A 12,949-nucleotide genomic window follows, 5' to 3' on the forward strand; every position below is an offset into this window, starting at 1 on the left:
ACCCCCCACCCCATTTCTTCTGGTTTGTTTTTTGTTTTTCTGCTTGGTTCTCCCCCCCCCCCCCCCCCCCCCCCCGGGGGGGGGGGGGGGGGGGGGGGCCGGCCCCCCCCCCGCCCCCGCGGCGCGAGCGAGTTCAGAGCTGGCCGACGTCGATGATCCGCACGACCGCCGCGCCCGTCTCGTCGGAGGCGGCGAGGTCGATCTCGGCGCTGATGCCCCAGTCGTGGTCGCCCTCCGGGTCGTCCAGGATCTGGCGGACGGACCACTTCTCCCGGCCCTGCTCGATCATCAGCAGCGCCGGCCCGCGCGCGTCCGGCCCCACCCCGATCGAGTCGTACGCCTCGAAGTACGGCTCCAGCGCGTCCGCCCAGTCGTCCGCGTGCCACCCGTGTTCGGCGTCCAGCTCCCCGAGCAGGTCCCAGCGGCGCAGGGCGGCCAGCTCGACCCGGCGGAACAGGGCGTTGCGCACCAGCACCCGGAACGCCCGGGCGTTGCGGGTGACCGCCGGCGGCCGGTCGTCCAGCGAGGCGGCCACCTCCGCGACGTCGGACGGGTTGCGCAGCCGCTCCCACTCGTCGATGAGGCTGGAGTCGACCTGGCGGACCAGCTCGCCGAGCCATTCGATGAGGTCGACCAGCTCCTCGGTCTTGGCGTCCTCGGGGACGGTCTGCCGCAGCGTCTTGTACGCGTCCGCGAGGTAGCGCAGCACCAGCCCCTCGGAGCGGGACAGCCCGTAGAACTGCACGTACTCGGGGAACGTCATGGCCCGCTCGTACATGTCGCGGACCACGGACTTGGGGGAGAGCTGGTGGTCGGCCACCCAGGGGTGGCCCTGCCGGTACATCTCGTACGCCGACTCCAGCAGCTCGGCGAGGGGCTTCGGCCAGGTCACCTCGTCAAGCAGTCCCAGCCGGGCCTCGTACTCGATGCCCTCGGCCTTCATGGCGGCGACCGCCTCGCCGCGGGCCTTGAACTGCTGCGCGGAGAGCACCTGGCGCGGGTCGTCCAGGATCGACTCGATCACGCTGAGCACGTCCAGGGCGTAGGACGGGGACTCCCGGTCGAGCAGCTCGATGGCGGCCAGGGCGAGCGGGGAGAGCGGCTGGTTGAGCGCGAAGTCGAGCTGGAGGTCGACGGTGAGCCGGACCCGGCGGCCCTGCTCGTCCGGCTCGGGCAGCTCCTCGACCACGCCGCCGGCCCGCAACGCCCGGTAGATGGCGATGGCCCGGCGGATGTGCCGCCGCTGGGCGGCCCGGTCCTCGTGGTTGTCGGTGAGCAGGTGCCGCATCGAGGCGAACGCGTCGCCGGGGCGGCCGATGACGTTGAGCAGCATCGAGTGGCTGACCTGGAAGCTGGAGGTCAGCGGCTCCGGCTCGGCCTCGACCAGGCGCTGGAAGGTCGGCTCGCCCCAGCCGATCGAGCCCTCCGGCGGCTTCTTCTTCACCACCTTGCGGCGCTTCTTCGGGTCGTCGCCCGCCTTGGCCAGGGCCTTCTCGTTCTCGATGACGTGTTCGGGGGCCTGCACCACGACCCGGCCGAGGGTGTCGAAGCCGGCCCGCCCGGCCCGGCCGGCGATCTGGTGGAACTCGCGCGCCTTGAGCAGCCGGGTCCGGGTGCCGTCGTACTTCGACAGGCCGGTGAAGAGCACGGTGCGGATCGGCACGTTGATGCCCACGCCGAGGGTGTCGGTGCCGCAGATGACCTTGAGCAGCCCGGCCTGGGCCAGGGTCTCCACGAGGCGGCGGTACTTGGGCAGCATGCCGGCGTGGTGCACGCCGATGCCGTGCCGGACCAGCCGCGACAGCGTCTTGCCGAAGCCCGAGGTGAACCGGAAGTTGCCGATCGCCTGGGCGATCATGTCCTTCTCGGCCCGGGTGCAGACGTTCACGCTCATCAGCGCCTGGGCGCGCTCCAGCGCGGCGGCCTGGGTGAAGTGCACGACGTACACCGGGGCCTGCTTGGTGGCCAGCAGCTCCTCGAGGGTCTCGTGCAGCGGCGTCATCGCGTACGAGAAGAGGAGCGGGACCGGTCGCTCGGCCGAGCGGACGACGGCGGTGGGCCGCCCGGTGCGCCGGGTCAGGTCGTCCACGAAGCGGGTGGTGTCGCCGAGCGTCGCGGACATCAGGACGAACTGCGCCTGCGGCAGCTCGATGATCGGCACCTGCCAGGCCCAGCCCCGGTCCGGCTCGGCGTAGAAGTGGAACTCGTCCATGATCACCTGGCCGACGTCGGCCCGCGCGCCCTCGCGCAGCGCCAGGTTGGCCAGGATCTCGGCGGTGCAGCAGATGATCGGGGCGTCGGCGTTGACGCTGGCGTCGCCGGTGAGCATGCCGACGTTCTCCGCGCCGAAGACCTCGCAGAGGGCGAAGAACTTCTCGGAGACCAGCGCCTTGATCGGCGCGGTGTAGAAGGTGGTCCGGTCGTCGGCCAGGGCCGCGAAGTGCGCGGCGATCGCCACCAGGCTCTTGCCCGAGCCGGTCGGCGTATTCATGATCACGTTCGCGCCGGAGACGATCTCGATGACCGCCTCCTCCTGGTGGGGGTAGAGGTCGAGACCGCGCTCGGACGCCCAGCCGGCGAACGCGTCGTAGAGGGTGTCGGGGTCGGCGCTCTTCGGCAGCGCGGCGGTGAGAGTCATGGCGGCTCCCATCGTGCCTGGATCATGGGCCGCTGCGCCAACCGGGTTCAGCGCCGCCGGTGGATCAGGTCGAAGACCTCGCGCCCGGCGGTCAGCGCCCGGCGCTCGAACTTGGTGACCGGCCGGTGCGCGGGGCGGGGCGCGTAGCCGCCGTGCACGTCGTCCAGCCCCGGGTCGGCGGTCAGCGTCTCCCGCATCGACTCGGCGTACTCGGCCCAGTCCGTGGCGCAGTGCAGCGTCCCGCCGGGGGCCAGCCGGGAGCGCAGCAGCGCCACGTGCGCCGGCTGGATGATCCGCCGCTTGTGGTGGCGGGACTTCGGCCACGGGTCGGGGAAGAAGACGTGCACCGCGTCCAGGGAGTTCTCCGGCATGGCGCGGACCAGGTCCAGGGCGTCGCCCTTGGCCACCCGCACGTTCCCCAGGGCGTGCCGCTCGACCAGTTCGAGCAGGTTGGCGATTCCGGGCGTGTGCACCTCAACCGCCAGATAGTGTCGGTCCGGGTCGGCGGCCGCCATCGCCGCGGTGGCGTCGCCCATGCCGGAGCCGATCTCCAGCACCAGCGGCGCCCGCCGTTCGAACAGCGCCGTCGGATCGCACGGCCCGTCCAGGTCGTCGATCTCCAGGCCGTACGCGGGCCAGAGCCGGGCCAGCGCGTCGCGCTGCCGGTCGCTCATCCGCCCGCGACGCGGGTGGAAGGTGCGGATACGGGCGGCGTGGGCCGGCGGCGAGGCGCTGAAGTCGGTGGAGGTCACAGCGACCCGAGCGTACGCGACCGCGGGAGCGGATCGGATGTGATGTGCGGCCGGGGGTGAGAGGATTCATCCCGTACGGCAGGACGGGTGGCCCGCCGCCCGGCACTGCCTACGCGGGCGCCGGGAGGGGTCATGGTGTCAGTCACGGGACGTGCGGGGCTGCTGGTCGCGGCCGCCGCGTGCACCGCCCCGCTGGTCGGCGCGGTGCCCGCACAGGCCGGCCCGCCCGTTGCCGCCCTGCTGCCCGCTGCCGTCCCGGTTCCCGCTGCCGGCGCGGTTCCCGCTGCCGGCGCGGTGCTCGGCGCCGAGCCCGTGCCCGGGCAGCCCGAGACGCAGCCGTCGCCCGCCGACGTGATCTTCGTGGAGGTCACCCCGAGCACCGTCGAGGCCGGCTTCCTGGTCGGCATCCGGGCGAGCTGCCGGGACAACACGGTGCCGGCGACCGTGGTCTCCGACGCGTTCGGCCGGATCCAGGTGCAGCCGCAGCGTGGCCTGCTCACCGCCTCGCCGATGGTTCGGGAGCGCACCCGGCCCGGCAACTACCGGGTCAAGCTGGAGTGCCCCGGCGGGCAGACCGCGTCCACCATGCTCCAGGTGGTCAAGCGGGTGCAGCCCAGCCGCGGGCCGGCGACCGGCTTCGGCGGCACGGCCGAAGGCGGCCTCGGCGGGCTGCTGGTGCCGGTCGGGCTCGGGCTGACCGTGGTCGGCGCCGTGGTCGGCGTGGCCGCGTCCCGCCGCCTGCCCCGTACCCTCCGTGGCGCCGCCCGGCGCTGAGCCCCGCCATGGCCGCGAACCCCACTCCCCAGTCCACCGCCCGGCCTGCCCGGGCCCGCGACCGCAGCCCGTGGTCGGCCCCGCTCGCCGTGCTGCTGGTGCTGGTCGGGGTCTTCGCCACCGGTGCCGGGCTGGGCCGGACCGCCGGACCGTTCGACTGGGCCGACGCGGCGACCGGGTCGAACCGGCGCAGCGCCGAGCCGACCCGGGCGCGGGAGCCGGCCAGCCTCCCGGTCCGCCTCGCCGTGCCGGCCATCAAGGTCACCGCCCCGGTGACCCCGGTCGGCCAGGCGCGGGACGGCTCGATCGACGTCCCGCCGCTGACCCAGCACCACCAGACCGGCTGGTACAACCGCGGGGCGGTGCCCGGCGAGCCGGGCCGGGCGATCATCGTCGGTCACGTCGACACCAAGAGCGGGCCGGCGGTCTTCTACCGGCTGCACGACCTGAAGCCGGGTGACCGGATCGAGGTGACCCGGAAGGACCGCAGCGTGGTCGCCTTCAAGGTCGACACCGTCGAGTACTTCGACAAGGCCAACCTCCCCGCCGACCGCGTCTACGGCGACTCCGGCCCGGCGGAACTGCGGCTGATCACCTGCGGCGGCGACTGGGTCGGCGGCCGCACCGGCTACCAGGACAACGTGATCGCCTTCGCCTCCCTCCTCGACACCCGCAACCCCTGACGCCGGCTCCCGGGCGACTCTCCGTGAGCTCCGCGCCCCGATCCGGGGGGCCACGCCGTCGAGGCGCGCTCCGCTTCCGGGCGGTCCGGGCATGGCTGAAGAGCCGCTACGAACTTGATGACGTGGATGACTCACCCGGCCTGGCGCCGGCGGCGCCGGTAATGAGTCACCTGCGACATCAAGTTCGTAGGCGCTGAGCAGAAGGCGGCCGACCGGAGCGTGTGGCCACGGGCCTCTCGAGCTGACGGGCGGTCAGCCCTTGGCCGCGACCTGCTGCACGACCTCGAACTCCAGCAGGGTGGCGCCGGTGGCGACCGGCTTGCGGGGCTCGCCGCCCTCGCCGCCGGCGTGCGCGGCCCGGGAGGGCCCCTGCGCCCACGCCTGGTAGGCCTCTTCGGTCTCCCACCGCGTGTAGACGAAGTAGCGGCTCTCGCCGGCGACCGGGCGGAGCAGCTCGAAGCCGAGGAAGCCGGGGGAGTTCTCCACCGCGCCGGCCCGGGCCGCGAACCGCTTCTCCAGCTCCTCGCCGGCGCCCGGCGGGACGTCGATCGCGTTGATCTTCACGACTGCCATGGCTCCACCCTAACCAGGTCAGAACGTCTCGACGGCCGGCACCAGGTCGGCGTCGACCACGATCGGGGCGTGGTCGGAGGGGCCCTTGCCCTTGCGCGCCTCCCGGTCCACGTACGCCGAGGTGACCGCGCGGGCGAACGGCGCGGAGGCGTAGACCAGGTCGATCCGCATGCCCTTGTTCTGGTGGAACATGCCGGCCCGGTAGTCCCAGTAGGTGTAGGGGTGCGGGCCCTTCATCGGGGTGGGCACGACGTCGCTGAGCCCGAGGTCGCGCAGCGCGGCCAGGGCGGCCCGCTCGGCCGGGGTGACGTGGGTGGAGGTGACGAAGAGCGCCGGGTCCCAGACGTCGGCGTCGGTCGGGGCGACGTTGAAGTCCCCGCAGACCGCGAGCGGCAGCCCGCCGGCCAGCTCCGGCTCCAGGGCGTCGCGCAGCGCCGCGAACCACGCCAGCTTGTAGGCGTAGTGCGGGTCGTCGGGGGAGCGACCGTTCGGCACGTACACCGACCAGACCCGCAGGCCGGCGCACGTGGCCGAGATGGCCCGGGCCTCCGGCAGGGGGAAGCCCGGCTCGCCGGGGAAGCCGACCGCCACGTCGGACAGCCCCACCCGGGACAGGACGGCGACGCCATTCCACCGGCCGTCACTGTGGCTGGCCGCCTCGTAGCCCAGCTCGCCCACCTCGGCGACCGGGAAGGCCCCGTCGGGGCACTTGGTCTCCTGCAGGCAGACGACGTCGGGCTTCGTGGTGGCCAGCCAGTCGAGCAGCCGGGGGAGGCGGGCCTTCACCGAGTTGACGTTCCAGGTCGCCAGGCGCATGTCTCCAGCCTGCCCCATCCGTGGCCACCCCGCCGGGTCAGCCCGGCGGGGTGGCGCCTTCGGCTCAGCGTTCCGGAGTGTCTCCGGGCCGCGTCTGCTCGGCGAGGAAGCGTTCCAGCTCGGCGCCGAGCTCGTCCGCGGTGGGCAGCGGGCCGGTCTCCGGGGCGAGCAGGTTCTTCTCCCCGCGGCCGCGGGCGAACGCGTCGTACTGCTCCTCCAGGGCCTGGACCAGGGTGGCGGCCTCCTCGGTCTGGGCGACCTGGCGGTCGATCTCCACCCGCACCACCTCGGCGGCGGCGCCCAGGCCGTCGCGGGGCAGCAGGAGCCCGGTGCTGCGGGACACCGCGGCGAGCAGCGCCTCGGCGGCGGCCGGGTACTCGGTCTGGGCCACGTAGTGCGGCACGTGCGCGGCGAAGCCGAGGGCGTCGCGGCCCTGCTCGCCGAGGCGGTACTCCAGCAGGTGGCCGACGCTGCCGGGCACCTGGACCTTCTGCAGCCAGGGCTCGTACCCGGAGATCAGCTCCCGCCGGGTGGCGTGCGCGGTGACGCCGCTGGGCCGGGTGTGCGGGACGGCCATCGGGATCGAGTTGAGCCCGACGGTGAGCCGGACGTCGAGCCGGGCGGAGAGCGCCGCGACCGCGGCCACGAAGCGCTCCCACTGGAGGTCCGGTTCGGGGCCGGTGAGCAGCAGGAACGGGGTCTCGTCGTCGTCGCGCAGCAGGTGTAGCTCCAGCGCCGGGGCGTCGTAGTCGGCCCAATGGTCCTCGACGAAGGTCATCACCGGCCGCCGGGAGCGGTAGTCGAAGAGCTGGTCGACGTCGAAGCGGGCGATCGGCCGCGCCTCCAGGGAGGTGAGCAGCTGCTCCCGGGCGAGCCGGGTGGCGCTGCCCGCGTCGACGAAGCCGGTGAGCGCCTGGATCAGCACCGGTTGGCCGAGGTCGGGCAGATCGTCGCTGAGTTCGTAGAGCTCGTGTGGGTCGAGCACCGGTTCGGACCTTCCTGTCGACGCGTACGGGTGGGCCGTGCGTGCACGGCGCCCCGTTCGGCCAACGTACCGGCCCTCGTGGTCCATTCCGTTACGGGCCGACTGATGATCACAATTCGGCGACGGCGCCGGATTCGCTCCTCCTGCCGGCCCGGGTCGGGATCAACCGAAAGTATGAGTTAGTCGATCACTGGGCGACGGTGGAGAGCGTGCGAGGTTCCTGCCCGGGGCGGCGCGCCCCGGGGTGGACCGGAGGTTTTCCCGGGTCGCGAGGTCCATCACCCACCGCCCCGAACCGCGGACGGATGTCCGGTTCCGCCAGGACGAACTGTGGCGAGGGCCACCCTTTGGGCCTGGGTGATCCCGGTTTGCCCTGTCTAGCCTCGTCGAATGCGTGACGACGGCACCCTCGACGACCAGTACGGCCTCGACAGCTCGGCTGACCGTTCGGACGATACCCCCTCGACCGTTCAGTCGACCGCTTCCGCGGAGACCTGCACTTCCCGTGGTTTCCTGCGTACCCGCTTCGACGCCCTGATTAACCCCATGGCCGCCCGGCCGGGCCGGACGAAGATGGCCGTGGCCACCGGCGCGGTCTGCTGCCTCGGCCTGGTGGGTGGCTTCACCCAGATCGGCGCCCGCGCGGCCGGCGACGCCCCGAGCCCGGCCGCCTCGGCCGAGGTCGCCCAGCGCGCGGCCGTCGACGCCGCCTCCCGCGGCCTGGACCGCGAGACCACCGCCCCGGCCACCCCGAGCGCCAGCCCCTCGGCCACCCCTTCGGCGACCACCAAGCCCAAGCCCAAGGCGAAGCCGAAGCCGCGCGTGATCGTCCCGGTCGCCGGCCTGGACCAGACCCAGATGAACAACGCCAAGAAGATCGTGCAGGCCGGCCGGGAGATGGGCGTGCCGCGTCGCGGCCTGGTCATCGCCGTGGCCACCGCCATGCAGGAGAGCACCCTGCTCAACTACGCCAGCGGCGTGCTGCCCGAGTCGCAGAACTACCCGCACCAGGCCATCGGCTGGGACCACGACTCGGTCGGGCTGTTCCAGCAGCGGCCGAGCAGCGGCTGGGGCACCGTCGAGGAGCTGATGGACCCGGACTACGCCACCAAGGCGTTCCTCTCCGCCCTGGAGCAGATCCCCGGCTGGCAGGACCTGCCGCTCACCGTTGCCGCCCAGGCCGTCCAGGTCTCCGCGTTCCCCGACGCGTACGCCCAGCACGAGTGGCGCGCCAACGCGGTGGTCAAGGAGATCCTGGGCTGACCCGCGGTCGGGTTGCCGGCGGGGCGGTCCGGGTACCAGGGACTTGCCGGTCCCGGGTACACATGAGAGGGGACCGCGGACAGGAGGACGTCATGTCACTGATGCAACGGCTCAGCGCCTTCCTGCGGTCGCCCCGCGGCCAGCAGCTGGTCGACCGGGGCCGGCGCGAGCTGGCCAAGCCGGAGAACCAGGCGAAGCTCAGGCAGCTCGCCAGCCGGCTGTCGTCCCGCCGGCGCTGACCGCTCCGCCCCCGCAGTTCCGACCCCCGGGAGCCCTCTCGTGACCGACCCCGCCCCCGTCGACGGCGAGCCCGTCCCCGCAAAGCCGGCCGTGCCGCTGGAGGCGCCCGAGGCGCCCCCCGCCAAGCTCTGGGACCGGATGCGGGACGACCCGCAGTACGCCCCCGAGCACCTGGCCCTGGAGGCGGTGCGCCGGCTCGGGCCGGAGGCGGCGCAGTGGGCCGACCGCGAGCGGGCCCTGCGGCCGGACGTCCCCGCCGACGAGTTGGCCGACCAGGCGGTGCGCAAGTTCGTCAACCACGCCCGGCTCTCCGGCGCGGTCTCCGGGGCGGCCGGGCTGCCCGGCGCGGTGCTCGACGTGGGCGTGCTGGCCTGGACGCAGGCCCGGCTGGTGCTGCACGTGGCGGCCGCGTACGGCGTCGACCCGGTCCACCCCGACCGGGCCACCGACCTGCTGGTGCTCCAGCAGGTGCACAAGGTCGCCGAGAGCGCCCGGCTCGCCCTCGGGGTGGCCGCCGGCCGGGAGCGGGCCGGCGCGCTGTTCGGCATGGGCGGCGAGCGCCCGCTGGGCCGGGTGATGCTCCAGCTCGGTGTTCGGCTGGCCCGGATGGCCGGGGTGCGCGCCGCCAAGCGGATGTTCGCCAAGGTGATCCCCGGCGCGGCGATCATCCTCGGCACCTGGGCCAACTCGTCGGCCACCAAGGATCTGGCCGACCGGGCCCGCGCCCTCTACCGGGGCGGCCCCCGCCAGCTCCCCGGCCCGCGCCGGCCCTGACCCTCAGTCGGCCCAGCCGGCCGCGTCCCAGGTGACGTCGGCGAGCCGGTCCTGGCCGGCGGCGTTCGGGTGGAACCAGTCCAGCGCGTTCACCTCGTCCAGGCCGAACCGGGTCCGGTGCACCGCGCCGCCGTCCCAGCGGCAGCGGGACCCGTACGCCCGGCAGGCGGCGCGCAGCTGCGCGTCGTAGGCGTCGATCCGCTCCCGGAACCGGGCCCGCCGGGCCACGGCGGCCGGCGCGGTCGACGTGGCGTCGGCCAGCAGCGCCGGGCAGACACCGCGCGACCAGGCCCGCACCGCCCGGGACTCGGTGTGCCCCAGCTCCCAGAGCCGGTGGAGGTCCGGCAGGCTGACCACCAGCACCCGCGCCTTCGGCCGGCCCTTGCGCAGCACCGCCAGGGCCGCGTCGACCTGCTTGCGGAACGTGACCACCGGGGTCATCTCGGCGATGTCGTTCCGGCAGGCGTCGTTGGCCCCGATCAGCACGGTGACCAGATCGGCCCGGTCGCGTACCGCGGCCCGGGCCTGGTCGGCGAGGCCGGCCGCGCGGGCGCCCGGCACCGCCCGGTTGTACGACCGCAGCGCGCGGTTGTCCTCGTGCAGCCGCCGGTAGAGGCTCCGCACCCGGAGGCCGTCGCCGCTGGACCAGGAGTTGCGTTCGCAGCTCACCAGCACCAGGCAGGAGCCGAAGCCGGTGGTGACCAAGTCGCCGAGGGCGGTCAGCACCTTCGGTGCGCCGGGGGGCGCGGAGCCCGACGGGCGGGGCGACGCCGAGCCCGAGCCGTCACAGGCGAGCGCGACCAGCGCCGCGAGGCAGGCCAGCGCGGCGACCCAACGTCGAGGCATACCGTCCCCCGTCCGGCGGCATGAAGCGGCGCGTCGACCCTATGCGCCTCGGCCGTCCGGACGGGGGATCTGTCACCTTTCCAGCATCGACAACCGTCGTTCACATGAGCGTGTTACGACCGGTTCGTGACCCGGCGCCACGGCGCGGGCTGGCCGTGCAGCCACCAGTGCAGCGCCCGGGTGATCCGGGGCAGCACCAGGTAGGTCATCAGCGGGGTCAGGCAGAGCGTCATGAGCAGCGTCCGCGCCGCCAGCGGCACGTCGGCGATGAACCGGGCGGTGAGCAGGGTGGCGGTGAGGCTGAGCGGGAAGAACGCCAGCCAGATGGTGACCGCCTGCTTCCAGCGCGGCGGGGCGGCCGGCGCGGCCGGCTCGGCGTCGCCGGCCGCGAGGGCCTCGACCACGTGGTCCACCGGCGGGTCGAACCAGCCCTCGATGCCGGTGCGGCGCTCGACCCGGGTGTGCTCGACGATGCCCTGCGCCGAGGTCAGCCACCAGTGCCGCTGCGGGGAGTCCTCCCAGCCGCGCAGCGTGTCCTGGTTCGCGAAGCGGTACATCACGTGCCACTCGGCGGACCCCGGCGCGCTGCGGACGAACCCGGCGCCCAGGAAGCCCGGGAAGCTTTCGGCCAGCGCCGTACCGGCCCGCATCCACGCCACCATCTCGTCGGTGCGCGCCGGATCGGCGCGCCGCGAGACGGCGACGGTCACCGGCACCGCGTGCGTCGTGGTCATGGCCATCCTCTCCGCCGCCGCCGGGATCTCCGCCGGTCGCCGCAGACCGGTGTAACGCACCGTCCGGCCGGGCGCATCCGCCGAGTACCCGCCTGGTGTCCGGGATCACCGGCCGCGACGGGAGCCGGTTAGCCCGGCCCGTGCCGGGGTAGCCCGGAGGAATGACGCGATCACAGCCCCGCCGTGCCCGCGGCACGGTCGGCCACGCGTACAGCGCGCTGAACCTGCGGCTCGCCCTCGCCCTGTTCGGCCTGGTCGTGATGACCGTCTTCGCGGTGCTCGCGTTCGCCGCCGGGGTGGCCTGGCTGGGCGTCGTCTGCGCGATCCTCGCCGTGGTGGCCGTGGTCGACCTGATCGTCATCCAGCGCCGCCGCGCCGCGCGCCACCGGGAGGAGCCGGGCGTGCGGCACTCGCTGTTCGAGTGACAGGAGTACGACATGCCCATCGCCACCACCAATCCCGCCACCGGGCAGGTGCTCAAGACGTTCGACCCGATGTCGGACGAGCAGATCGACGCGGCCATCGAGCGGGCCGACCTCGCCTTCCAGCAACTGCACGGGACCACGATCGCCGAGCGGGGCCGGTGGCTGATCGCCGCGGCCGACCTGCTGGAGGCCGAGCGGGACGAGACCGCCCGGCTGATGACCACCGAGATGGGCAAGACGTACGCCGCCGCCCAGGCCGAGGTGACCAAGTGCGCCACGGCCTGCCGCTTCTATGCCGCCAACGCCGCGAAGATGCTCGCCGACGAGCCCGCCGACGCCGCCGCGGTCAAGGCGAAGCGGGCGTACGTGCGTCACCAGCCGATCGGCCCGGTGCTCGCGGTGATGCCGTGGAACTTCCCGCTCTGGCAGGTGATGCGGTTCGCCGCCCCGGCTTTGATGGCCGGCAACACCGGCCTGCTCAAGCACGCCTCCAACGTCCCGCAGACCGCGCTCTATCTGGAGGAGCTGTTCCGCCGGGCCGGCTTCCCGGAGGGCGCGTTCACCACCCTGCTGGTGGGCTCCGACGCGGTGGACCGGATCCTCAGCGACCCCCGGGTCCGGGCCGCCACGCTCACCGGCAGCGAGCGGGCCGGCCGCTCGATCGCCCAGATCGCCGGCCGGGAGCTCAAGAAGACCGTGCTGGAGCTGGGCGGCAGCGACCCGTTCGTGGTGATGCCCTCGGCCGACCTGGACAAGGCGGCCGAGGTGGCCACCACGGCGCGTTGCCAGAACAACGGCCAGTCCTGCATCGCCGCCAAGCGGTTCATCGTGCACACCGACGTCTTCGACGCGTTCGCCGAGAAGTTCGCCGCCCGGATGTCGGCGCTGCGGGTTGGCGACCCGATGGACGGGAACACCGACGTCGGCCCCCTGGCCAGCGAGGGCGGCCGGGACGAGATCCACGCCCAGGTGCGGGACGCGGTGGACAACGGCGCCACCGCCCTGTGCGGCGGCGAGAAGCCGTCCGGCGACGGCTGGTACTACCCGCCGACCGTCGTCACCGACCTGCGGCCGGGCATGCGGATGTGGGCCGAGGAGGTGTTCGGGCCGGTGGCCGGCCTCTACCGGGTCGACTCCTACGAGGAGGCGATCGAGGTGGCCAACGGCACCAACTTCGGCCTCGGCTCCAACGCCTGGACCAGCGACCCGGCCGAGCAGGAGCGCTTCGCCGTCGACCTGGACGCCGGCAACGTCTTCATCAACGGCATGACCACGTCCTATCCGGAGCTGCCCTTCGGCGGGGTGAAGAACTCCGGGTACGGGCGCGAGCTGTCCGCCGTGGGCATGCGCGAGTTCTGCAACACCAAGACCGTCTGGGTCGGCGAGGGGGAGGCCGGCGCCGGGGCCGGGTCGCACTCCGAGTAGTCGCGATTGGTCGGACGCCGT

At 73.6% G+C, this 12,949-nt stretch carries 14 protein-coding genes; 7 read left to right on the forward strand and 7 right to left on the reverse strand.

Translation table 11 applies throughout. The features are described 5' to 3' along the window. Window positions 1-133: 133 nt before the first annotated feature. Entirely contained in the window at window positions 134-2,638 is a 2,505-nt protein-coding gene (locus ABZV78_RS13075) for a DUF3516 domain-containing protein (RefSeq protein WP_355638155.1), read from the reverse strand. 47 nt (window positions 2,639-2,685) lie between these two features. After that, window positions 2,686-3,390 (reverse strand): tRNA (guanosine(46)-N7)-methyltransferase TrmB, encoded by a 705-nt coding sequence (trmB, locus tag ABZV78_RS13080; protein WP_355638157.1) that lies wholly within the window; start codon window positions 3,388-3,390, stop codon window positions 2,686-2,688. 132 nt (window positions 3,391-3,522) lie between these two features. Between trmB and ABZV78_RS13085 the strand changes: the two genes are divergently transcribed. Together ABZV78_RS13085 and ABZV78_RS13090 are read left to right on the forward strand one after the other, a co-directional pair. After that, window positions 3,523-4,164: a hypothetical protein gene (locus ABZV78_RS13085; RefSeq protein ID WP_355638158.1), complete on the forward strand. Its 642-nt coding sequence runs from the start codon at window positions 3,523-3,525 to the stop codon at window positions 4,162-4,164. 8 nt (window positions 4,165-4,172) lie between these two features. After that, window positions 4,173-4,847 carry a class F sortase gene (locus ABZV78_RS13090; RefSeq protein WP_355638160.1) on the forward strand — a complete coding sequence of 225 codons (675 nt, stop codon included), beginning with the start codon at window positions 4,173-4,175 and terminating at the stop codon, window positions 4,845-4,847. 252 nt (window positions 4,848-5,099) lie between these two features. On the opposite strand, the gene ABZV78_RS13095 is transcribed toward ABZV78_RS13090, so the two are convergent. From ABZV78_RS13095 to ABZV78_RS13105, 3 genes are all read right to left on the reverse strand, one after another. Continuing rightward, entirely contained in the window at window positions 5,100-5,420 is a 321-nt protein-coding gene (locus tag ABZV78_RS13095) for an antibiotic biosynthesis monooxygenase (RefSeq protein WP_355638162.1), read from the reverse strand. An 18-nt stretch (window positions 5,421-5,438) separates the two neighbouring features. Further along, window positions 5,439-6,236: an exodeoxyribonuclease III gene (locus ABZV78_RS13100; RefSeq protein WP_355638164.1), complete on the reverse strand. Its 798-nt coding sequence runs from the start codon at window positions 6,234-6,236 to the stop codon at window positions 5,439-5,441. A 64-nt stretch (window positions 6,237-6,300) separates the two neighbouring features. Continuing rightward, window positions 6,301-7,221 carry a PAC2 family protein gene (locus ABZV78_RS13105; RefSeq protein ID WP_355638166.1) on the reverse strand — a complete coding sequence of 307 codons (921 nt, stop codon included), beginning with the start codon at window positions 7,219-7,221 and terminating at the stop codon, window positions 6,301-6,303. A 390-nt stretch (window positions 7,222-7,611) separates the two neighbouring features. Here ABZV78_RS13105 and ABZV78_RS13110 point away from each other — a divergent pair, with 390 nt between their 5' ends. From ABZV78_RS13110 to ABZV78_RS13120, 3 genes are all read left to right on the forward strand, one after another. Next, window positions 7,612-8,484, forward strand: a complete 873-nt coding sequence (locus ABZV78_RS13110) for a peptidase M23 (protein WP_355638168.1) — start codon at window positions 7,612-7,614, stop codon at window positions 8,482-8,484. Window positions 8,485-8,576: 92 nt separating this feature from the next. Beyond that, entirely contained in the window at window positions 8,577-8,723 is a 147-nt protein-coding gene (locus tag ABZV78_RS13115; RefSeq protein ID WP_355638170.1) for a hypothetical protein, read from the forward strand. Window positions 8,724-8,763: 40 nt separating this feature from the next. Further along, a complete protein-coding gene (locus ABZV78_RS13120; protein ID WP_355638172.1) occupies window positions 8,764-9,498 on the forward strand; it encodes an EcsC family protein in 735 nt (244 codons plus the stop codon). Between the two features lie 3 nt (window positions 9,499-9,501). Here the strand turns inward: ABZV78_RS13120 and ABZV78_RS13125 are convergent, their stop codons facing one another. Beyond that, the gene (locus ABZV78_RS13125; protein ID WP_355638174.1) at window positions 9,502-10,344 is read right to left on the reverse strand and encodes a GDSL-type esterase/lipase family protein; all 843 of its coding nucleotides are present in this window, start codon (window positions 10,342-10,344) and stop codon (window positions 9,502-9,504) included. Window positions 10,345-10,457: 113 nt separating this feature from the next. After that, the gene (locus ABZV78_RS13130; RefSeq protein WP_355638176.1) at window positions 10,458-11,078 is read right to left on the reverse strand and encodes an antibiotic biosynthesis monooxygenase; all 621 of its coding nucleotides are present in this window, start codon (window positions 11,076-11,078) and stop codon (window positions 10,458-10,460) included. Window positions 11,079-11,239: 161 nt separating this feature from the next. Here ABZV78_RS13130 and ABZV78_RS13135 point away from each other — a divergent pair, with 161 nt between their 5' ends. Beyond that, window positions 11,240-11,503: a DUF6343 family protein gene (locus ABZV78_RS13135; RefSeq protein ID WP_355638178.1), complete on the forward strand. Its 264-nt coding sequence runs from the start codon at window positions 11,240-11,242 to the stop codon at window positions 11,501-11,503. A 12-nt stretch (window positions 11,504-11,515) separates the two neighbouring features. After that, entirely contained in the window at window positions 11,516-12,928 is a 1,413-nt protein-coding gene (locus ABZV78_RS13140; protein WP_355638179.1) for an NADP-dependent succinic semialdehyde dehydrogenase, read from the forward strand. The last annotated feature ends 21 nt before the right edge of the window (window positions 12,929-12,949 follow it).

Origin of the sequence: Micromonospora sp. NPDC004540 (assembly GCF_040610095.1) — a bacterium.
Lineage (GTDB): Bacteria > Actinomycetota > Actinomycetes > Mycobacteriales > Micromonosporaceae > Micromonospora.

Coding starts and splice junctions, on each gene's coding strand:
- ABZV78_RS13075 (WP_355638155.1), bottom strand. CDS start 2,638: ATGACTCTCACCGCCGCGCTGCCGAAGAGCGCCGACCCCGACACCCTC.
- ABZV78_RS13085 (WP_355638158.1), top strand. CDS start 3,523: ATGGTGTCAGTCACGGGACGTGCGGGGCTGCTGGTCGCGGCCGCCGCG.
- ABZV78_RS13090 (WP_355638160.1), top strand. CDS start 4,173: ATGGCCGCGAACCCCACTCCCCAGTCCACCGCCCGGCCTGCCCGGGCC.
- ABZV78_RS13095 (WP_355638162.1), bottom strand. CDS start 5,420: ATGGCAGTCGTGAAGATCAACGCGATCGACGTCCCGCCGGGCGCCGGC.
- ABZV78_RS13100 (WP_355638164.1), bottom strand. CDS start 6,236: ATGCGCCTGGCGACCTGGAACGTCAACTCGGTGAAGGCCCGCCTCCCC.
- ABZV78_RS13110 (WP_355638168.1), top strand. CDS start 7,612: ATGCGTGACGACGGCACCCTCGACGACCAGTACGGCCTCGACAGCTCG.
- ABZV78_RS13115 (WP_355638170.1), top strand. CDS start 8,577: ATGTCACTGATGCAACGGCTCAGCGCCTTCCTGCGGTCGCCCCGCGGC.
- ABZV78_RS13125 (WP_355638174.1), bottom strand. CDS start 10,344: ATGCCTCGACGTTGGGTCGCCGCGCTGGCCTGCCTCGCGGCGCTGGTC.
- ABZV78_RS13130 (WP_355638176.1), bottom strand. CDS start 11,078: ATGACCACGACGCACGCGGTGCCGGTGACCGTCGCCGTCTCGCGGCGC.
- ABZV78_RS13135 (WP_355638178.1), top strand. CDS start 11,240: ATGACGCGATCACAGCCCCGCCGTGCCCGCGGCACGGTCGGCCACGCG.
- ABZV78_RS13140 (WP_355638179.1), top strand. CDS start 11,516: ATGCCCATCGCCACCACCAATCCCGCCACCGGGCAGGTGCTCAAGACG.